16 protein-coding genes and 2 pseudogenes are annotated in these 20735 nt (G+C 44.8%); 14 read left to right on the forward strand and 4 right to left on the reverse strand.

Annotation, left to right across the window (positions count from 1 at the left end):
• Positions 1-123, reverse strand: a pseudogene (locus tag B853_RS02215) (flavodoxin FldB); the annotation flags it as partial.
• A gap of 158 nt (positions 124-281) precedes the next feature.
• Here B853_RS02215 and xerD point away from each other — a divergent pair.
• The 7 genes from xerD to B853_RS02250 all read left to right on the forward strand — a co-directional run bounded on the left by xerD (position 282) and on the right by B853_RS02250 (position 8998).
• The gene (xerD, locus tag B853_RS02220) at positions 282-1199 is read left to right on the forward strand and encodes a site-specific tyrosine recombinase XerD (protein ID WP_010445967.1); all 918 of its coding nucleotides are present in this window, start codon (positions 282-284) and stop codon (positions 1197-1199) included.
• 49 nt (positions 1200-1248) lie between these two features.
• Positions 1249-2037: a bifunctional protein-disulfide isomerase/oxidoreductase DsbC gene (gene dsbC, locus B853_RS02225; protein ID WP_050568960.1), complete on the forward strand. Its 789-nt coding sequence runs from the start codon at positions 1249-1251 to the stop codon at positions 2035-2037.
• Between the two features lie 46 nt (positions 2038-2083).
• Entirely contained in the window at positions 2084-3823 is a 1740-nt protein-coding gene (gene recJ / locus B853_RS02230; RefSeq protein WP_038884930.1) for a single-stranded-DNA-specific exonuclease RecJ, read from the forward strand.
• A 173-nt stretch (positions 3824-3996) separates the two neighbouring features.
• A protein-coding gene (gene prfB, locus B853_RS02235; protein WP_100085109.1) for a peptide chain release factor 2 occupies positions 3997-5095 on the forward strand; the annotation gives its coding sequence in 2 pieces (ribosomal slippage) (positions 3997-4071 and positions 4073-5095; 1098 coding nt in all).
• A gap of 34 nt (positions 5096-5129) precedes the next feature.
• A complete protein-coding gene (gene lysS / locus B853_RS02240; protein ID WP_010445975.1) occupies positions 5130-6662 on the forward strand; it encodes a lysine--tRNA ligase in 1533 nt (510 codons plus the stop codon).
• Positions 6663-6906: 244 nt separating this feature from the next.
• On the forward strand, positions 6907-8241 hold the full coding sequence (gene vpsR, locus B853_RS02245) for a cyclic-di-GMP-binding transcriptional regulator VpsR (RefSeq protein WP_010445977.1): 1335 nt from the start codon (positions 6907-6909) through the stop codon (positions 8239-8241).
• 505 nt (positions 8242-8746) lie between these two features.
• Positions 8747-8998 carry a hypothetical protein gene (locus B853_RS02250; RefSeq protein WP_010445979.1) on the forward strand — a complete coding sequence of 84 codons (252 nt, stop codon included), beginning with the start codon at positions 8747-8749 and terminating at the stop codon, positions 8996-8998.
• A gap of 118 nt (positions 8999-9116) precedes the next feature.
• Here the strand turns inward: B853_RS02250 and B853_RS02255 are convergent, their stop codons facing one another.
• Positions 9117-10151 (reverse strand): NADP(H)-dependent aldo-keto reductase, encoded by a 1035-nt coding sequence (locus tag B853_RS02255; protein WP_038884913.1) that lies wholly within the window; start codon positions 10149-10151, stop codon positions 9117-9119.
• 154 nt (positions 10152-10305) lie between these two features.
• Between B853_RS02255 and B853_RS02260 the strand changes: the two genes are divergently transcribed.
• Positions 10306-10617, forward strand: coding sequence for a DUF6482 family protein (locus B853_RS02260; RefSeq protein ID WP_010445983.1), 312 nt, complete (start codon positions 10306-10308; stop codon positions 10615-10617).
• 266 nt (positions 10618-10883) lie between these two features.
• Here B853_RS02260 and mutH read toward each other — a convergent pair whose 3' ends face one another.
• On the reverse strand, positions 10884-11564 hold the full coding sequence (gene mutH, locus B853_RS02265; protein WP_010445985.1) for a DNA mismatch repair endonuclease MutH: 681 nt from the start codon (positions 11562-11564) through the stop codon (positions 10884-10886).
• A 618-nt stretch (positions 11565-12182) separates the two neighbouring features.
• Here mutH and rppH point away from each other — a divergent pair.
• The 5 genes and pseudogenes from rppH to B853_RS02290 all read left to right on the forward strand — a co-directional run bounded on the left by rppH (position 12183) and on the right by B853_RS02290 (position 17525).
• Positions 12183-12701 (forward strand): RNA pyrophosphohydrolase, encoded by a 519-nt coding sequence (gene rppH, locus B853_RS02270; RefSeq protein ID WP_010445987.1) that lies wholly within the window; start codon positions 12183-12185, stop codon positions 12699-12701.
• A gap of 9 nt (positions 12702-12710) precedes the next feature.
• Positions 12711-14956: pseudogene (ptsP, locus tag B853_RS02275) on the forward strand (phosphoenolpyruvate--protein phosphotransferase).
• A 6-nt stretch (positions 14957-14962) separates the two neighbouring features.
• Complete coding sequence (locus tag B853_RS02280; RefSeq protein WP_010445991.1) at positions 14963-15754, forward strand: sulfite exporter TauE/SafE family protein; 792 nt, start codon at positions 14963-14965, stop codon at positions 15752-15754.
• An 88-nt stretch (positions 15755-15842) separates the two neighbouring features.
• Positions 15843-16664 (forward strand): prolipoprotein diacylglyceryl transferase, encoded by an 822-nt coding sequence (gene lgt, locus B853_RS02285; RefSeq protein ID WP_010445993.1) that lies wholly within the window; start codon positions 15843-15845, stop codon positions 16662-16664.
• A gap of 9 nt (positions 16665-16673) precedes the next feature.
• A complete protein-coding gene (locus B853_RS02290) occupies positions 16674-17525 on the forward strand; it encodes a thymidylate synthase (protein WP_005434888.1) in 852 nt (283 codons plus the stop codon).
• Positions 17526-18194: 669 nt separating this feature from the next.
• On the opposite strand, the gene B853_RS02295 is transcribed toward B853_RS02290, so the two are convergent.
• Positions 18195-19343: a Na/Pi symporter gene (locus B853_RS02295; RefSeq protein ID WP_010445999.1), complete on the reverse strand. Its 1149-nt coding sequence runs from the start codon at positions 19341-19343 to the stop codon at positions 18195-18197.
• A gap of 381 nt (positions 19344-19724) precedes the next feature.
• Between B853_RS02295 and nhaR the strand changes: the two genes are divergently transcribed.
• On the forward strand, positions 19725-20615 hold the full coding sequence (nhaR, locus tag B853_RS02300) for a transcriptional activator NhaR (RefSeq protein ID WP_009707695.1): 891 nt from the start codon (positions 19725-19727) through the stop codon (positions 20613-20615).
• Positions 20616-20735: the final 120 nt, after the last annotated feature.

Consider the following 20735-nt stretch of genomic DNA (forward strand, 5'->3'; position numbering starts at 1 on the left):
TGATAGCGGTGTCTCTTTCACGTTGTGAATGTCGACAAGGTCTTCACCAATGATGTTGCGAATTTTTTCTGCTGCCATTTCGGTGTAGCAGGTGGTTGAGCCGTAAAAGAGTCCGATTTTCATTATATTCGTCGTTTTTTGTATTGCTGTTGTGGCAGATTCTAACCATAAAACGGGGAAGATTGCAGCGATTATCCCGGGCTAGATGATTTTTTTATGGTATTGGTTGGACAGTTGTCTTACTCTCAATACTGTAAATATAAACAGATAAGGAAGCATTCATGACGGCACAACAGCCTGTCAATCAACAAGATTTTGGTCTTGTTGAGCAATTCTTAGATGCGATGTGGATGGAGCGTGGCCTGTCGGAGAACACGTTGGCTTCCTACCGAAATGATTTAATGAAACTGCTCGCGTGGATGGAGCAACATAGCTACCGTCTTGATTTTATCAGCCTGTCTGGTTTACAAGAGTACCAAAGTTACCTTGTTGATTTAGATTACAAGCAGACATCGCGCGCGCGGATGTTGTCAGCGATTCGTCGCTTGTTTCAATACATTCATCGCGAGAAAGTGCGCGGTGATGATCCGAGTGCGCTGTTGGTGAGCCCAAAGCTACCGCAACGCCTGCCGAAAGACATCAGCGAAGAGCAAGTTGACGCGCTGCTTGAGGCGCCGGATCCGAATGATCCGGTTGAGCTGCGTGATAAAGCCATGCTTGAATTACTTTATGCGACAGGTCTGCGTGTGACAGAGCTAGTCAGCTTGACAATGGAAAACGTCAGTTTGCGCCAAGGGGTAGTGCGCGTCACTGGTAAGGGTGGTAAGGAACGCCTTGTTCCTATGGGGGAAAATGCGGTCGATTGGATTGAAACTTTTATTCAACAAGGCCGGTCTGCTCTATTGGGGGAGACTACCTCTGATGTGGTTTTTCCTAGTAAACGAGCCAGACAAATGACCCGTCAGACCTTTTGGCATCGTATTAAGTACTACGCTGTAATAGCGGGTATTGATACCGACCAATTGTCGCCACACGTACTGCGCCATGCTTTTGCGACGCATTTATTGAACTATGGCGCAGATCTCAGGGTCGTACAGATGCTGTTGGGGCATAGTGACTTATCGACGACGCAAATTTATACTCACGTGGCGACTGAGCGATTGAAGCAAATCCACAGTCAACACCACCCAAGAGCATAATGATGTATTGTCTCGTTGGATGAAACGATTTTATTTTAAGGTGAATTTAATGAGCGTATTACGCCGACTAACTCTGCTGACTTTACCGTTTTTTGTTACCGCTTGTGGTGCTGAAGAAAGTCAGGAAAAAATGGAAACTCCTGCACAACAAGTCGCGCCGGCGGCAAAACAGAACTTTGATGAGGCTGCACTTAAAGCCAAGTTCTCTAAATTGGGTGTATCTATTCTTGATATCCAACCATCGGATGTTGCTGGATTATTAGAAATTCAAACGAATGGTGGTGTGCTGTTCGCATCTAACGACGGTAGCCATTTTATTGCTGGTACGCTTTATGCCATCGATAACAATGGTGGCTACAAAGACGTGATTGCTGAGCGCCAAGCGCCGTTAAATGCCGAGAAAATTGCAAAGTTCTCTGATAGCGTGATCGAATACAAAGCAGACAATGAGAAGTATGTGGTGACGGTATTTACTGACATCACGTGTGGCTACTGTGTGCGTCTACACAGCCAGATGCAAGTTTACAACGACTTAGGCATTACTGTTCGTTACATGGCGTATCCTCGCCAAGGTGCCACAGGTCCTGTTGCTGAGCAGATGGCGACTATCTGGTGTGCAGAAGATCCTCAAACGGCTATGCATAATGCAAAAGTAGAACGCACTTTTGACAATCCAGTTAAAGATCTTAAACAGTGTAAAGAAACCATCCAGGCACATTACAACCTAGGCCGTGAACTTGGTATTTCCGGTACTCCTGCTATCTTCCTGCCAAACGGTGAGCTAGTTGGTGGTTACCTTCCACCGGCAGAATTACTAAAACGTCTAGAGCAACAATAATCCTTTAAGGAGCAGAGCCAGCATGCAACGCTGGCTCTTTTCAAACATGATAGAAATTCAACGACGTCCCGAACCGGACCTTTCTCTTCTTCCCGATTCCATTCCTTCTATTCTTAAGCGTATCTATCTCAACCGTGGTATCACGGATATCGCACAGTTAGAAACCTCTGCACGTGGTTTGCATTCTTACCAACAGCTTGGCGGTATAGATAAAGCGGTTGAACTGCTTTTCCAAGCGATCAATGAGCAAAAGCGGATTATCGTTGTGGGTGATTTTGATGCCGATGGCGCGACCAGCTCAGCGTTGTCGGTACTTGCACTACGTATGCTTGGCAGCAATAACGTCGATTACTTGGTGCCAAACCGCTTTGAAGATGGTTATGGATTGAGTCCGGAAGTGGTGGACCAAGCGTTAGAGCTTGGTGCTGAAATGATCATGACAGTTGATAATGGCGTGTCGTCGATTGAAGGTGTTCGTTACGCAAAAGAAAATGGCATTACCGTGCTGGTGACTGACCACCACTTACCGGGGCAAGTGCTCCCCGACGTCGATGCCATGGTGAACCCAAACCTAGACAGCTGTGCTTTCCCATCGAAAGCGTTGGCAGGGGTGGGAGTGGCTTTCTATCTGATGATGGCGCTGTGTGTATACATGCGCAAACAAAATTGGTTTGCGCAGCAAGGCATGCAAGAGCCTAAGTTGATGGAGCTGATCGATTTGGTTGCCCTTGGTACTGTGGCAGACGTCGTGCCACTAGATGAAAACAACCGCATTCTTGTGCACCAAGGCTTACAGCGTATTCGTGCAGGTAAAGCGCGTCCGGGGATTCAAGCCTTGATTGAAGTCGCGAAGCGTGATGCTCGTCGTTTAGTCGCATCAGATTTTGGTTTTGCTTTAGGTCCACGCATTAACGCCGCAGGTCGCTTGGATGACATGTCTTTCGGTGTTGAACTGCTGATGTGTAACAACATCCATGCTGCACGCCGCATGGCGAGTGAGTTGGATGGCCTCAACCAAACCCGTAAAGAGATTGAAGAAGGCATGAAGCAGGAAGCGATGGCTTTTTGTGAGCGTCTTCAGTTTGGTGAAAACACCGAACTCCCTTATGGCTTAGCCTTGTTTCAAAGAGACTGGCACCAAGGTGTGATAGGTATTCTTGCTTCGCGAATAAAAGAGAAGTACCACCGTCCCGTTATTGCGTTCGCGGATGGAGGGGAAGGAACTATCAAAGGCTCTTGCCGTTCAATTCCTGGGCTGCACATGCGTGACGCGTTGGATTTCATCGATACGCAAAACCCTGGCTTGATCATCAAATTTGGTGGTCACGCGATGGCGGCGGGCTTAACCATCAAAGAGCAAGACTTCGAGCGTTTTAGCCGTTTGTTTGATGATGTGGTTAAAAAAGAGTTGGATGAAGCGGCGTTGAAAGGTGTGATCCTATCTGATGGTGAGTTGAAACCGGAAGAATTTTCGATGCATGTCGCTGAACAACTTCGTGCGGGTGGTCCGTTTGGTCAAGCTTTTCCTGAACCTATCTTTGATGGTGAGTTCAAAGTTCTGCACCAGAAACTGGTGGGTGAGAAACATCTTAAGTTGATGTTAGAACCGCTTTATAAAGGCCACCCAACCAACGTAATGATCGACGGTATTGCCTTCAATATTGATTTACGTCGTTGGCCGGATGCATCAGTAAAAACAGTACGCCTTGCGTATAAGTTGGATGTGAATGAGTTTAGAGGCAATCAATCACTTCAGTTGATGGTTGATTATATCGAAGCCAAGTAAATCCTCGTTTTTCGCCTACTATAGAGTACGGTCGCCTTTATGTGGCATCAAAATTTTATGACCGTGCTCTCTCTAATTGCAATCTGATTTCCCAACCGAAATTTTCCTGTATCTCCGTCACATTTTTGAGTAGAATTTCTCGGTTAAATTCTATTCTAAAATGTTGAGCAAACATGTTTGAAATCAATCCAATTAAAAACCGTCTTCAGGACGTGTCTGAGCGCACGAATGTCCTGAGGGGGTATCTTTGACTATGACGCTAAGAAAGAGCGTCTAGAAGAAGTCAACGCAGAACTAGAACAACCGGATGTATGGAACGAGCCAGAACGTGCGCAAGCATTAGGCAAAGAACGTTCATCTCTTGAAGCGGTTGTTGAAACTATTGATCAACTAGAGCAAGGTGTAGAAGACGTTGAAGGGCTTCTAGAACTTGCTGTTGAAGAAGAAGATCAAGAAACGTTTGATGAAATCGAACCAGAACTTGCAGAACTGGAAGAAAAGCTAGAACAGCTGGAATTCCGTCGTATGTTCTCTGGCGACCACGATAGCTCTGATTGCTACATTGACTTGCAAGCAGGCTCAGGTGGTACTGAGGCACAAGACTGGACCAACATGATGCTACGCATGTACCTACGCTGGGCTGAAGCAAAAGGCTTTAAAGCTGAGGTAATTGAAGTATCTGAAGGTGAGGTTGCTGGTCTTAAGGGCGCGACTGTAAGAATCTCTGGTGAGTACGCTTACGGTTGGCTACGTACTGAAACTGGTGTTCACCGCTTAGTACGTAAATCGCCATTCGATTCAGGCGGCCGTCGTCATACATCATTTGCTTCTGCGTTTATCTACCCAGAGATTGATGAAAATATTGCTATCGACATTAACCCATCTGACCTACGCATTGACGTTTACCGTGCATCAGGCGCAGGTGGTCAGCACGTAAACACCACAGAATCTGCGGTACGTATTACGCACGTACCAACGAACACAGTGGTGCAGTGTCAGAATGACCGTTCTCAACACAAGAACAAAGATCAGGCAATGAAACAGCTTCGAGCAAAGCTATTTGAGCTTGAATTGCAGAAGCAAAACGCGGAAAAACAAGCTAATGAAGACGCTAAGTCTGACATTGGCTGGGGTAGCCAGATCCGTTCTTACGTATTGGATGACTCACGCATTAAAGACCTCCGTACGGGCGTTGAAAACCGTAATACTCAAGCGGTTCTTGATGGCGATCTGGACAAATTTATTGAAGCTAGCCTGAAATCAGGCCTATAAAGCTTTTCACCGACAAAAACAGGATACATCGAAAATGACTGATGCTGTTCAAAACGAAACTGTACAAGAAGCCTCTACACAAGAAGAGAATAAGCTAATTGCTGAGCGCCGCGCTAAACTGGATGCAATCCGAAAGAGCTGCAAAGCAAATGGCCACCCAAACGACTTCCGTCGTGACGCACTAGCGGGCGACCTTCAAAAAGAGTTCGGTGAAAAGTCGAAGGAAGAGCTAGAAGAGCTTAACCACGTAGTTGCAATCGCTGGCCGTATCATGGCTAAGCGTGGTCCATTCTTAGTAATCCAAGAAACTTCTGGCCGTATCCAAGCTTATGCTGATAAAGCGGTACAAAAAGTACTTAAAGACCAGTACCAAGGTCTAGATATCGGTGACATCATCGGTGTTAAAGGCGCACTACATAAGTCTGGTAAAGGCGATCTATACGTGAACATGGAAGAGTACGAGTTGCTAACTAAAGCACTGCGTCCACTACCAGAGAAGTTCCACGGCCTAACTGACCAAGAGATGCGTTACCGTCAACGTTACGTTGACCTAATCGTTAACGAAGAGTCTCGTCAAGCGTTCGTAGTACGTTCTAAAGTGATGTCTGCAATCCGTAACTTCATGATCTCTAAGCAGTTCATGGAAGTTGAAACGCCAATGATGCACGTTATCCCTGGTGGTGCGAGTGCGCGTCCATTCATCACACACCACAACGCACTAGACATGCCAATGTACCTGCGTATCGCACCTGAGCTATACCTGAAACGTCTAGTGGTTGGCGGTTTTGATCGCGTATTCGAAATCAACCGTAACTTCCGTAACGAAGGTCTTTCTCCACGTCACAACCCAGAATTCACAATGATGGAATTCTACATGGCGTACGCGGACTACAAAGATCTGATGGACCTAACTGAAGAACTACTAAGCTCAGTAGCTCTAGAAGTTCTAGGTTCAACGTCAATGCCTTACGGTGATGACACGGTTGAGTTTGGTGGCACTTACACTCGTATGAGCATGTTCGAAGCAATCAAGCACTACAACCCAGACCATGCGCAAATCCAAGCGCTAACAGAAGAAGACATTCAAAACCGTGACCTAATGGTTTCTATCGCGAAATCTGTTCACGTTGAAGTAGAATCTTTCTGGACATGTGGTCAGCTTCTTGAAGAAATCTTCGGTGAAACTGCAGAACCTAAGCTAATGCAGCCTACGTTCATCACTGGTTACCCAGCAGATATCTCTCCTCTGGCTCGCCGTAGCGATGACAACCCATTCTTCACAGACCGCTTTGAGTTCTTCATTGGTGGTCGCGAAGTAGCAAACGGCTTCTCTGAGCTTAACGATGCAGAAGACCAAGATGCGCGATTCAAAGCACAGGTTGAAGCGAAAGAGTCTGGTGATGATGAAGCAATGTTCTATGATGCAGACTACATCACTGCACTAGAGCACGGCCTACCACCAACAGCAGGTCAAGGTATCGGTATCGACCGCCTAGTTATGCTGCTGACTAACACGCACACAATCCGTGACGTAATCCTATTCCCAGCAATGCGCCCACAAGCGTAATTTGGCAGGATGATCAAAAAAACCACCTTCGGGTGGTTTTTTTATGTTCGAAATTTGACGTTATTCAACCATTTGAATTTGATGACGAGTAATTTAATAGAGAAATTATTCGCCAAATCGCAATCTGTTGCATAGTCTTAATATTGAGACAGACTAATCGGGTGATAGTCTCGATAATGTTACCAGTTCGCAAAGTTTGGTTTGTGGAGCGAATTTTCTATTAACAGAATTTAAGGGTTAAAGAATGGCTGGGCAGTTTAAGATGGATTCCATTCCGGGGTCGCTGGTAGTAGTTGGCGGTACTTACGAACCTTGGTTATCAGTATTAGAACAAGTCGGATGGAAGTGTCACCAAGTGGGTGACCTGCGTAAGGCGAATACGCTCCTTGAGGACATTGGCCCCTGCATAGGTATTGTAGATTTAAGTCACGATGAGTTTAGCCTCAACGGCTTAGCAAACTTAGTGAGTTCTCACAAACATGTTCGTTGGTTAGCCTTCATTCGTGAGTCACAACTCGGTACCGATACCATTTGCCAGTTCATTGTGAACTTTTGTATCGACTTTTTTACTGCGCCAATTCCAGATGCGCAGTTACTAAGTACCATTGGTCACCAGCTTGGTATGCTCAAGCTAGAGAAGAAAGTGTGGCCAAGCTTTGGTAACAGCTTAGATATGGGGCTGGTGGGTGAATCAATCCCTATGAAGCGTCTACGTGATCAAGTGAAACGTATTGGTCCAACGGATGTGAGTATCCTTATCTATGGTGAAAGCGGTACTGGTAAAGAAGCGGTAGCGCGTGCTATCCATAAAGTCTCTTCTCGAGCACACAAACCATTTTTGTCAGTAAATTGCCGTGCGTTGAATGAACAGCGTTTTCAAGCGGAAGTCTTTGGGGCTAGCGATGAAGATGTGACTGAGCCAAGTATTATGGAGCAGGCTGATGGCGGTACTGTTTTGTTCAACGACATTTTAACTATCTCAAAAGAGCAGCAAATGAACCTGTTGCGATTTTTGCAAGAAGGCACAATTGAGACCCGAGATGGCTTAAAAACAGTGAATGTTCGAGTTCTTGCCGCTAACTCATCAGATGTGGAAAAGGCGTTGATTGATGGTGATTTTAATGAAGAACTATACCATTACATTAATGTGCTACGTATCAATGTACCGAGCCTTAAAGAGCGTGCTAGCGATATAGGCCTACTGGCTCGTTATTATCTGCAAGAGTTTTCTAAAGAGTATAACTCTCAAGCGAAGGGCTTTTCTGAAGATGCACTTAAATCTCTGACGCGTTACTTTTGGCCAGGTAATGTTCGAGAACTAATGAACCAGATTAAGCGTGCGGTGTTAATGTCGGACAGTGTCATTATCGAAGAACATCACCTCGACTTGCCTCAACGAAATGATGCAAAGAGAAGCTTAAAGTCAATTCGCGAAAAGAGTGAGCGTGATGCGTTATTAGTGGTTCTCGAATCTCATTCAGGGCAAGTATCGAACGCGGCGAAAGAGCTAGGAGTATCTCGAGCAACCATGTATCGTTTGCTAAACAAACATAATTTGATATCAGAGCAGGTGGTTTAAGTTACTAGGTGTCAAAGGAAAAGAGGAGCGTATTGTCGCTCCTTTTTTGTACTTCGAATGCAATCATTTATAAAACTCGAAGCTTTATATATTCCACAGATGAATATGTTATTCGAAAAACCATATGAAACCTAATTTTAGGTTATTGATTTGTTTTTAATAGAAAGGACAAAAATTGTTTGAATAATATCCTATGTTGCTTACAATTTAGCCGTAACTCAAAGAGTTATACCACATCAATCACGGATTAATTTTTAGCTAGGAGGCGCAAGATGAAACATTACGTTGTTAACACTACTGCTTGCGCTGATCGTATGCCTTCTGTTCGCTCAACCTTTGATGCGATCATAAAGGATACCACTGGCTCATTAGATATAATTAATCCGTAACCTATCTATTTTCACTAGGCTGCGGAAAAGTAGCGGCTTAGTATCAACAGAATCTTTCTGTTAAAGAATGCACTATTTTTCCCAGTCGATCATTTATCGTAATTTGGAGAAAAATTATGCGTCACTCTATCTATCTAAAACTCGCTACAGTGTTGCTAAAAGCGGATCTAAAACGTGAAGAAAAGCAATGGCAGAGTATGGTTCGTCGTAGCTCTCACAATATCCCTTGGACCAATGAACACTTGCTCAGGGATATTGGTTTAGATAAAGAAGGTCGTTCAACTCAAACTTGCATTCCTGATGCAGTCAAAGTTGAGCGCCAAGTTCGTCACCTTCGTCGTGTCTTAACATCGCGAATACCGACGTAATTCAAAGCCCAGATTGAACTCTCTAGTACATTTGATTCAATTTGGGCTTAATACAAAACAAAAGAGGCTGACCATGTGGTCAGCCTCTTTTGTTTTTGGTCTATTGGGAAATGAAACGCTATGGGCACGGGTTCGAGTAAGTAGTGCCAATCGCTTGGATGTCATTGAGTAACTCTTCACTTAAATGAACATCGATACTGTCAATGTTTGATTTAAGCTGCTCTAGGTTAGTTGCGCCAATGATGTTCGAGCCAACAAACGGACGCTGGTTCACAAACGCCAGTGCCATTTGTGAGGGATCTAAACCGTGGTCACGAGCTAGGTTGACGTATGCTTCGGTGGCTTTTATGCCTTGCGGGGTGAAGTAGCGAGCAAAGCGCTCCCAAACCGTGCAACGTGCGCCTTCAGGTTTCGCTCCGTTTAGGTATTTACCGCTCAAGCAGCCAAACGCCAGTGGTGAGTATGCAAGTAGCTGAACGCCTTCGTAATGACTGATTTCAGACAAGCCAACTTCAAAGCTACGGTTCAATAAGTTATATGGGTTTTGGATTGAAACTATCCTCGGCAGATCGTGTTTTTCTGCTAAACGCAGCAGTGACATCACACCCCATGGGGTTTCATTCGATACACCGATGTAACGTACCTTACCGGCTTTAACTAGTTCGGTCAGCGCTTCAAGGGTTTCGATCAGCGTGACTTCTTCTTGCTTATCTGGGTAGGGGTAGTTGAGTTGACCAAAGCAGTTGGTTTGGCGCTGCGGCCAGTGCAATTGGTACAGGTCGACATAATCGGTTTGCAGGCGCTTTAGGCTGTCATCGATAGCGGTATGAATATGGCGGCGGTTAAGGCTCATGTTCTCACGAATGTACGGGACGCTACGTGGGCCTGCGACCTTCGTTGCCAATACTACTTTCTCTCGCTTGCCACTTTTCGCTAACCAATTACCAATGTATTGCTCAGTGAGTCCTTGTGTCTCTGCCTTTGGTGGAACGGGATACATCTCTGCTGTATCGATAAAGTTCACCCCATGATCGAGGGCAAAGTCGAGCTGCTGAAACGCTTCTTGTTCGGTATTTTGCTCACCAAACGTCATAGTGCCAAGGCAGATCTTACTGATCTCGAGTGATGAGTGCGGTAGTTTCGTATATTGCATTTCACATCCTTGAAGAGTTACCGACTGAATAAGTTATTCCAATATAGGGGATTTTTAGTCGTGGTCGCAAATGATTTAGTTTTCGCTTTATAGTTAACTCGAAACTTATCAATACGCTAACTAGACTTAAAGGATCTTGTGAAGGAGGTGCATTATGCAGAAGCATCAACTCGACATGTGGTTGCATGGCCACCACAAGGACTCTTATAAAACACCGAAGGTCTTTGTGATAGGTTGTTCTGATGTCTCTGACTATCTATTAGCAGTGGAGTACAAACACCAACTGGAGCCGATCAAAGACGGTGAAGATCCGATTCATTTTGGATCATTGGACTTGGTGAAAGAGGAGCTGCTTAGGTTAGGGATTGATAAAGCGTACTTGAGACTACACAACGCGTACGATGAATGTGGTAGCGATGGCGCAGCCTCATACTGTGATATTGAACTGTCACTGGTAACGCATTAGGGTCTGTTGATCTTTTGAGCTGATTTTTGCAGCATTTTGTGGGAAATTTCTACAAGGCAGAGGCTTTGAAGTGTAGCTAGCCTACATGAGAAGCCGATAACGCTGTAGAAATGAACCACAAAGGCTGCCCGAAGGGTTCGGCTAGAATCGTTTTATGCTTTGTTAAGAAGCATTTACTTAGAATGACTAAGCTACATACTTCTTGCCGCGCCTAAAACGATTCTATCTCGAACAAAATTTAACCGCAAAAGATCAACAGACCCTAGTCACTCTGATTGGAGGTTAATATAATGCTTCAGTAGGATCTGCTCAGTAAACTGTGTTCTGAGATAGAAACCACGGGGCAGGGTTTTTATCGGCTTGCCGTTTGAACTGTATGCTTCAGTAAGTGCTTTGGCATTTGCGGCTTTAGGACGTAGATGAAGCGCTTCGCCGTGTCTGGCGGAAATTTGATCAAACTTGCCCAGTACGATCAACTCCATTAACTCTTCCCAATCGTTTTTCAGGGTCAACTCTTCTTCTTCATCCGGTGACCAAATCAACGGGCTCCCGACGCGGCGCTCAGCCAACGGAATCTCGCGCTCGCCCTCAACCGGAACCCAAAGCACGCGGGAGAGCTTGTTGCGCACGTGACTCGTTTCCCATGTTAAACCTTGCACACCAGTCAATGGTGCGACAGAGACAAAGGTCGTTTCTAATGGTTTGCCAGAGTAGCTGATCGGTATGCTCTTTAACTCGATTCCTAGTTTGGCGAAATCTTGTTGCGGCTTACTACCTGCGGGTGCACCCAAATGCCATTCTAGTAATTGACCGACCCAACCTTTATCGCGTTTCAAGTTTTCAGGAACGGTCATACCAGCTTCTTCTGCGAGTTCAGCAAAGCTTAATCCCGCAATCTCTTGCGCACGTTCCATCAGTTCAGCTTCGGATTGTGGTTCTGGTTTCATAATGACAAAGTGGTATTGGAAAACGCCTAGTCTAACAAATTTGAATAAAATCCTCTGTCGAAGATTTCATCGAGCTGGATTAAGAATGATCAATCCATAACTTATCCACAGATTAGGAAGTGACCAATAGGATCTTTGCTTTGGCTGGATGAATGAACAGGGGTTTAAGCGATGAGTGTGACTTGATTTTATTGAGATATCATGAAGTCCTACCTGTCTAATGTGGATAAATTGCCAATTGAGCGATCTTTGACCGATCTGAGTTTGGTGAAAAGATCATCAATAAAAGTTAGATCGTTAATTAAGCTAATTTCATTTATTTGTCTTAAAAGTCAGTATTTTATGCTTGCCTTTCTCTTTTGTGAATAATCTTGTTTGTGATGGTTTTGAGCAAAAAACTTTATTGATCTTGTTTTCTTCACAAAGTTATTCACAGAAAAGGTGAATAAATGTGGGCTATGTCTCAATCCTGTGTTGATAAAGTAATGGTTGCTCAAAAGATATCCAAAAATGGTTCAAAGGTAATAAATCTTGCTCATATCACATCAGTAAGTTTGCTAGTAATGGGGATATGTGGAAAAATCACGGTAATAAAAAATTATTCATAGAGGTTAGCCGGTGATAGATGGCGATGGTTACCGACTGAACGTTGGTATTGTGATCTGTAATAACCATGGTCAGGTATTCTGGGCTAAACGATACGGGCAACACTCATGGCAATTTCCACAAGGTGGGATTGACGAAGGTGAAACACCTGAACAAGCGATGTTCAGGGAGTTATATGAAGAAGTCGGTCTGACGAAAAAAGACGTTAAGATCATCGCAACAAGTCGTCATTGGTTAAGATATAAACTACCAAAGCGATTGGTGCGATGGGACTCCAAGCCTGTTTGTATCGGCCAAAAACAGAAATGGTTTCTGCTGCGATTGGATTGCGATGAGTCGCACATCAATATGCAGCGTGGAAAATCCCCTGAATTTGATGGTTGGCGCTGGGTAAGTTATTGGTATCCAGTTAGGCAAGTTGTTTCTTTCAAGCGAGACGTATACCGCCGAGCAATGAAAGAGTTTGCATCTTTAGCCATGCCTTTTCGAGAGCGAAAGACGAAAGGGAAAAGAAAAAAGCAACGTAGATAGAGGATTATTATGCTCAGTCAGCTAAGGGAAATAGTTGAGAAAGTCTCCAGAGTCGATGATCTCCATCTTGCACTCGACATTCTGGTAAAAGAGACTTGTGCAGCCCTATGCACTGAGTGTTGTACTATCTATCTTGCTAACCAAGAAATGCAGCGCCTTGAGTTGATGGCAACTCAAGGCCTTATTTTTGAAGGTGATAGCATCCATATCAACTTCAATGAAGGTTTAGTTGGCTTAGTTAAGCGCAGCGCTGAACCGCTAAATTTAGCCGAAGCCTCCACTCACCCAGACTTCAAATTCTTCCCCCAATTAGGCGAGCAGGTATACCACTCCTTCCTTGGTACTCCGATTATTCATCGCAAACAAGTACTTGGCGTATTGGTGATTCAGCAAAAAGAGCCACGTTTGTTTAGTGAGATGGAAGAATCTTTTCTGGTCACGTTGTCAGCGCAGCTTGCTGTGTTGATCGCACATGCTCAAAGCCTTGGTCATTGGCAATTAGCCTCAACACCCACAGTGATGAAAGGCCTACCTGCCTCAACGGGGGTGGCGATAGGTGAGTTCTGGTTTGATGATACTCAGCCCAATTTAAGCGATGTTTTTCCTGCCTCTGCTTTAGATAAAGAACGTGAACATGAGTTGCTTGCGGTTGCAGTGGAAAGGGCGCTCAGCGATTTTCGTCGTATGCGGAAGAAGTTCGACAGTGAAATCAACAAAGATGCTTTGGCGATTTTCGACCTTTTTACACACTTACTCAACGACCCAATGCTACGTGGTGATCTGAAGAAGCAGATCGAGAAAGGTGACCGAGCTGACTGGGCGTTACGCCAAGTGGTAGAAACTTACTCAAATCGTTTTGCTCGTATGTCAGATGTTTACCTGCGTGAGCGCGCACAAGACATTCGTGAGTTAGGGCAGCGCTTGCTGTACTTCCTGCATAACAGTGAACAAGAACATGCCTCAATCGACCGCCCAGTGATTTTGGTTGCCAATGAGCTAACGGCGACGTTACTTGCATCAATACCAAAGCAGCATTTACTTGCTGTGGTTTCTCTTGAGGGCGCGGCAAACTCTCATGCTGCGATTCTATCTCGCGCACTGGGCGTGCCAGCATCATGGGAGCAAATGTTAATCCCCAAGAGGTAAACGGTAAGCAAGGGATTGTTGATGGTTATTCGGGGGAGATTTACCTTGAACCTAATCGACAGTTGTTACGCGAGTATCGTAGTTTAGTCAGTGAAGAATCTGAATTGTTCGCTATGGTGAACAAAGATCTCTCACTTCCGGCAATCACCCAAGATGATTATCATATTGAAGTGATGCTCAATGCGGGTTTAAGTGCAGATAGCAATATTGCCATTAACTCCGGTGTTGATGGCGTTGGTTTATATCGAACCGAAATCGCTTTTTTACTTCAGCATCACTTTCCTTCAGAAGATGAGCAGTATCATCAGTACCAAGCGATTCTCAATAGCTACCCAAATCAACGCGTCGTAATGCGTACATTGGATATCGGTGGTGATAAGCCATTACCGTACCTGCCGATTGATGAAGATAATCCGTTTTTAGGTTGGCGTGGCATTCGCTTTACTTTAGATCACCCTGATATTTTTCTGATCCAACTACGGGCGATGCTCAGAGCCAGTGCTGATAGTGGTAATTTAAGCATTTTGTTGCCAATGATATCTGGTATCAAAGAGTTCGATGATGCGATTACCTTGATTAATCAAGCCTACAGTGAGGTGGTGTTACTTGATGATCGCATTCAAGCTCCGAAGGTTGGGGTGATGATAGAAGTGCCTTCTATGGTGTACTTGCTGCCGGCAATTGCTCACCGCGTCGACTTCGTTTCGGTTGGTACTAACGATTTAACACAATATTTGTTGGCGGTGGACCGGAACAATTCTCGTGTTGCAGATGTCTATGAATCCATGCATCCAGCGGTGTTGTTAGCGTTAAAACAAATTCATGATGTTTGCCACCAATATCAAGTCCCGGTTTGCATTTGTGGTGAGCTAGCTGGTGACCCATTTGGTGCACTGCTCCTGTTGGGCTTGGGCTATAACAGTTTGAGTATGAACACCTCAAACGTAGCGAAGGTGAAATATTTGATTCGCCATAGCCAACAAAAAGAATTAGAAAAACTCGTCGAGAAAGCCATGTCATGCTCTTACGGGCAAGAAATTCATCAAATGATGCATGATTTCTTTATTCAACAAGGCTTTGCAGGCTTTATTCGTGCAGGTAAGAAGTAGGTAACAGTGACCATCTCTTTATTTATAATATTGCTCGCGTTGGGCGCTTTTGTTGGTGTGATGGCGGGGCTTCTTGGTATCGGAGGTGGGCTAATTGTCGTGCCTGCGCTACTTTATCTTCTTCCTCTTGCTGGAATTTCTCCTGAAATGAGCATGCATGTGGCGTTAGCAACGTCATTGGCAAGCATCATTGTCACATCAGGCTCCTCTGCACTTAACCATCTTAAGCTGGGCAACGTTGATATGTTCGTCGTCAAATGGCTGATGCCTGGTGTGGTTGTCGGCGGCTTTGTTGGAGCCAATATTGCCGAGTGGATTCCGACACACTATCTGCCAAAAGTATTTGGTGTGATCGTGTTGTGTCTGGCAGTTCAGATGTTTCGCTCAATTAAGACGAAAAGTGAGAAGTCAATGCCGAGCAGTCCGGTCACTATGGTGTACGGAACGGGCATTGGTGTGGTATCGAGCCTTGCTGGCATTGGTGGTGGTTCACTGTCAGTGCCGTTCTTAAACAAGCATGGTATTGAGATGCGCAAAGCCGTTGGATCTTCTTCGGTGTGTGGCTGCATGATTGCGATTTCAGGCATGATTGGATTCATCTTACATGGTTATAAAGTAGAAGGGTTACCTGACTACAGTGTTGGCTATGTTTACCTGCCAGCTTTAGCTGCGATTGCGATGACGTCGATGCTCACGACGAAAGTCGGCGCTAAGATGGCGACTAACCTTCCTACGGCAGTCTTAAAGAAGATTTTTGCCGTATTCTTGATGTTTGTTGCAGCGACCATGTTGCTGTAAGTTTATTGCCAATTTATTCCCGCTGAACCGAGCATCTTTAGGTTACTCGGGTATATTTGTTTTACTAGTAATAAGAAGAGAATGATTTATGTCTCAGGGATACTTTGAATTTCCCAATATTGATCCGGTTTTAATCTCTATTGGTCCTGTTTCTGTTCGTTGGTATGGTTTGATGTACTTAGTCGGCTTCATGTTCGCACTATGGCTAGCAAATCGTCGTGCAGATAAGCCGGGTAGTGGTTGGACGCGTGAGCAAGTTTCTGACTTGCTGTTTGCGGGTTTCCTTGGGGTCGTCATTGGTGGTCGTGTTGGCTACGTAATTTTCTACAACTTCGACTTATTCTTAGCCGATCCGTTGTACCTATTTAAAGTCTGGACTGGCGGCATGTCGTTCCATGGTGGTCTGTTAGGTGTTATCACTGCAATGTTCTGGTACGCGCGTAAAAACGGCCGTACTTTCTTTGGTGTTGCTGATTTTGTTGCGCCGCTAGTCCCATTTGGTCTAGGTATGGGACGCATGGGTAATTTCATGAACAGCGAGCTTTGGGGGCGTGTAACGGATGTGCCATGGGCAATCATCTTCCCGAATGGCGGTCCACTGCCTCGCCACCCATCTCAGCTTTATGAGATGTTCTTAGAGGGCATTGTACTGTTCTTCATCTTGAACTGGTTTATCAAAAAGCCACGTCCTTTAGGTGCAGTATCAGGGCTATTTTTAGCTGGGTATGGTACATTCCGTTTCCTAGTCGAGTTTGTTCGCGAACCGGATGCACAGCTTGGTCTATTTGGTGGTTACGTTTCGATGGGACAAATCCTATCTTCACCGATGATCATTCTGGGTATCCTTATGATGGTTTGGGCGTACAAACGTGGTCTTTACCAAGACAAAGTCCAAGCAGAAACGAAGTAAGGAATTGGTGTGAAACAGTATTTAGATTTGTGTCAGCGTATCGTTGACCAAGGCACTTGGGTTGAAAACGAACGTACAGGTAAACGCTGCCTAACGGTGATCAACGCAGACTTGACCTACGATGTTGCTAACAACCAATTCCCATTAGTGACAACGCGTAAGAGCTTTTGGAAAGCAGCGGTTGCTGAACTACTTGGTTACATCCGTGGCTACGACAACGCAGAAGACTTCCGTAAGCTAGGTACTAAAACGTGGGATGCGAACGCAAACCTAAATGAAGCATGGTTGAACAACCCATTCCGCAAGGGGGAAGACGACATGGGACGCGTATACGGCGTTCAAGGTCGTTCTTGGGCGAAGCCAGATGGCGGTCATATCGACCAACTGCGTAAGATTGTCGATGATTTAACGCGCGGTGTTGATGACCGTGGTGAAATCCTAAACTTCTACAACCCTGGTGAGTTCCACATGGGGTGTTTACGTCCATGTATGTACAGCCACCATTTCTCACTGCTAGGTGACACGCTGTACCTAAACAGCACGCAGCGCTCTTGTGATGTTCCGCTAGGTCTGAACTTCAATATGGTTCAAGTGTATGTGTTCTTGGCTATCATGGCGCAAATTACAGGTAAGAAACCTGGTCAGGCGTACCACAAGATTGTTAATGCGCACATCTACGAAGATCAGCTTGCACCAATGCGTGATATTCAGTTGAAGCGTGAGCCACTAAAAGCAGCGACCTTCCACATCAACCCAGAAATCAAATCTCTAGAAGATTTAGAAACATGGGTAACCCTAGATGATTTCTGGGTAGAAGGTTACGAGCATCACGATCCAATTCAGTACCCGTTCTCAGTTTAACGAGTATATTGAGCTTTCTAAGCCGCCTTTATGGGCGGTTTTTTTATGCCCGAAGGGTGGGAATAGGAGGGAACGCTTCGTCCTATGGAACGCTTACGCTTCGGGGGACGAGGGCGTCAGTGCAGGGATGTGAGAGGAAATAAAAGATCCCCAACTCGCACGTGCTTCGCTCTGAGGATGACGTTTAATCATTCTGAACTCAAACGGTGACATTCCCGAAAGCGACGAAGGTGTGTAGTCGGGAATATTTTTACCTCAGTTTGCTCTGTGATTAAGAGCTTGAGAAAGTTTCGCTACGGGGCTAGGGAGCGGACTTGGTCTTAAGGAACGCTTACGTTTCGAGATACTAAAGGAAATAAAAGATCCCCAACTCGCTCGTGCCTCGCTCTTGAGGATGATGTTCAACCACTCTGAAATCAAACGGCGTCATTCCCGAAAGCGACGAAGGAGCGTCGTCGGGAATCTCTTTTACCACACTGTGTGATGAAGAAATGAGAGCACTTCGCTGTAGGAGTCGAGAGGTGAATATTGAAGTGGTCATGGAAGCCATTTGACTCCGAAGGGAATTGACAGGACTTGTCTCCAGAAAGATAAAACAAGTTCGCTTCTCCAAAACGAAAAAAGGCCCCACCGAAGTGGAGCCCAAAATAAGCGATGGTAATCTTATTATTATGCTGTCAGAGCAAGGATAGAGCCTGGTAGCACGATGAATACTGCTAGTAGGTAACCTGCTACAACCGCTTTGTTCTTAATAGCCATTTCTGAAATCACTTCTGCACATTTCACTGGAATCTCACGCAGGAACGGGATACCGAAGATGAACAGTGTCGCCAGAATGTTGAACGTTAGGTGTACTAGTGCAATTTGTAGTGCGAATACTGCGAACTCGCCAGATACCGCTGTTGCTGCTAGTAGAGCCGTGATACATGTACCGATGTTTGCACCTAGAGTGAACGGGTAGATGTCACGTACTTTTAGAACACCTGAGCCAACTAGTGGAACCATTAGACTTGTTGTCGTAGAAGAAGACTGAACAAGAACAGTTACTACAGAGCCCGATACGATACCGTGGATAGGGCCACGACCGATTGCGTTCTTAAGGATGTCACGTGCACGACCAACCATTAGGCTCTTCATTAGCTTACCCATAACAGTGATAGCTACGAAGATAGTACCGATACCGAGAGCGATTAGCGCTACGCCACCCATAGTGTCGCCAAACGTTGCTAGCGGCTCTTTGATTGCGCTTACTACTGGTTTAGTGATTGGCTTGATGAAGTCAAAGCCTTTCATGCTCATATCACCAGTGTTTAGTAGCGGTGATACCAACCAGTGAGAAATTTTCTCTAGGATGCCGAACATCATTTCCAATGGTAGGAAGATCAGTACAGCAAGTAGGTTGAAGAAATCGTGGATTGTTGCACTAGCGAATGCACGTTTGAATTCTTCTTTACAACGTACGTGGCCAAGCGAAACAAGAGTGTTTGTTACGGTTGTACCGATGTTTGCACCCATTACCATAGGGATAGCGGTTTCTACAGGTAGACCACCTGCAACCAAGCCTACAATAATAGAAGTTACGGTACTTGAAGACTGGATCAGTGCCGTAGCCACCAAACCGATCATTAGGCCTGCGACTGGGTGAGACGCAAATTCAAAGAGTACTTTAGCTTGATCGCCAGTCGCCCATTTGAAGCCGCTACCAACCATAGATACTGCTAGAAGAAGCAGATACAACATGAATGCCAAGTTAGCCCAGCGTAACCAGCGAGTCGTGCTCGAGATTGGTGCTGCTGTAGAAGTAGCTTGGTTCATCATAATTTTCTCCGTGGACCTTTCAGTTCGTTTATTTGGTCTGTTGTTGAAACTGAGGGCGATGTTAGAGATGAAATATTTCAGTAATATTACAGTTCGATTTCTATTGGGGATTTTTATTATTCTTTTTGATAATTAGTCGAAAAGAAAAAGCTATATGTTTGCAAGTCATTGATCTTTAATGGTTAAAATTTGTATAAATTGTCTGTAGATGATTGTGCACAGGATTGAAAAAGTGCGTTTTGCTTCAAGTTTTATGACAGTATGAATCTGATAACTTCGAAAAAACCATACTCTTTATTGATTATTGTAAGTTTTGCCGAATATCTTGTTAGTCGTTGTCACATTTGATATAAAAAAGTCATCTTTTTAGCGGGTCTGTCGATGTCACATTTAAACTATAACCACCTTTATTACTTCTGGATGGTATGTAAGCAAGGTTCAGTTACTAAGGCTGCAGATGCATTGTTCTTGACGCCACAAACAGTGACTGGCCAAATTAAAGCCCTTGAAGATCGTATGAAGGGGAAGTTGACTAAGCGAAATGGTCGTACTGTTGAGCCAACTGAATTAGGGCAGCTAGTATTCAAGTATGCCGACCGTATGTTTGGATTGAGCTACGAAATGCTCGATATTGTTAACTATAGCCAACACTCCAATATCCTATTCGAAGTCGGCGTTGCCGATGCCCTTTCTAAACGCCTCGTCAGTAAAGTGCTGATGACTACAGTTCCTGAGGACAACAGCATTCATTTACGTTGCTACGAGTCGACTCACGAGCTTCTATTAGAGCGTTTATCACAACACAAGCTGGATATGATTCTTTCTGACTGTCCGGTGGATTCGACACAAAGCCCAGGTTTGTACAGCAAAAAGCTAGGTGAAAGTAGCATGAGCTTTTTCGCTTCGTCTGAAATAGCTGACGTGAAGTTTCCTGAAATCCTAGAGAAGAAGAAACTACTCATCCCAGCGAGTCGAACGGCAATGGGAAGAAAGGTATTGCAGTGGTTTGATCGTCAAGGTTTACAGCCAGACGTCTTGGGTGAGTTTGATGATGTTGCGCTTATGAAGGCTTTTGCTCGTTACCGTGATGATGTCATCTTCTTGGCACCGACGGTGTACATGTCTGAGATTGAAGATGATCGAAATTTGCAATTGATTGGTCATGTTGACGATCTAAAGGAAGAGTATTACGTCATCTTTGCCGAGCGGATGATACAACACCCTGCAGTAAAGAATGTGTGTGATGCAGATTTTAGCCAAATGTTTGAATGAACACGTTTCGTTGCTCAAACAAATAGATTACTATCGATAAAATTATAAGTCGAAATTATAAAATCTTTGTAACACAACAAAACAACAAACTGGCCAAAGTTGGAAAAGTAAGTTGTAGCT

The sequence above is a fragment of the Vibrio rotiferianus CAIM 577 = LMG 21460 genome (assembly GCF_002741985.1).
Classification (GTDB): Bacteria; Pseudomonadota; Gammaproteobacteria; order Enterobacterales; family Vibrionaceae; genus Vibrio; species Vibrio rotiferianus.

What these genes read in the sequence shown, in the direction of transcription:
- xerD (WP_010445967.1), top strand. Translation starts at nt 282, where the DNA reads ATGACGGCACAACAGCCTGTCAATCAACAAGATTTTGGTCTTGTTGAG.
- dsbC (WP_050568960.1), top strand. Translation starts at nt 1,249, where the DNA reads ATGAGCGTATTACGCCGACTAACTCTGCTGACTTTACCGTTTTTTGTT.
- recJ (WP_038884930.1), top strand. Translation starts at nt 2,084, where the DNA reads ATGATAGAAATTCAACGACGTCCCGAACCGGACCTTTCTCTTCTTCCC.
- lysS (WP_010445975.1), top strand. Translation starts at nt 5,130, where the DNA reads ATGACTGATGCTGTTCAAAACGAAACTGTACAAGAAGCCTCTACACAA.
- vpsR (WP_010445977.1), top strand. Translation starts at nt 6,907, where the DNA reads ATGGCTGGGCAGTTTAAGATGGATTCCATTCCGGGGTCGCTGGTAGTA.
- B853_RS02250 (WP_010445979.1), top strand. Translation starts at nt 8,747, where the DNA reads ATGCGTCACTCTATCTATCTAAAACTCGCTACAGTGTTGCTAAAAGCG.
- B853_RS02255 (WP_038884913.1), bottom strand. Translation starts at nt 10,151, where the DNA reads ATGCAATATACGAAACTACCGCACTCATCACTCGAGATCAGTAAGATC.
- B853_RS02260 (WP_010445983.1), top strand. Translation starts at nt 10,306, where the DNA reads ATGCAGAAGCATCAACTCGACATGTGGTTGCATGGCCACCACAAGGAC.
- mutH (WP_010445985.1), bottom strand. Translation starts at nt 11,564, where the DNA reads ATGAAACCAGAACCACAATCCGAAGCTGAACTGATGGAACGTGCGCAA.
- lgt (WP_010445993.1), top strand. Translation starts at nt 15,843, where the DNA reads ATGTCTCAGGGATACTTTGAATTTCCCAATATTGATCCGGTTTTAATC.
- B853_RS02295 (WP_010445999.1), bottom strand. Translation starts at nt 19,343, where the DNA reads ATGATGAACCAAGCTACTTCTACAGCAGCACCAATCTCGAGCACGACT.
- nhaR (WP_009707695.1), top strand. Translation starts at nt 19,725, where the DNA reads ATGTCACATTTAAACTATAACCACCTTTATTACTTCTGGATGGTATGT.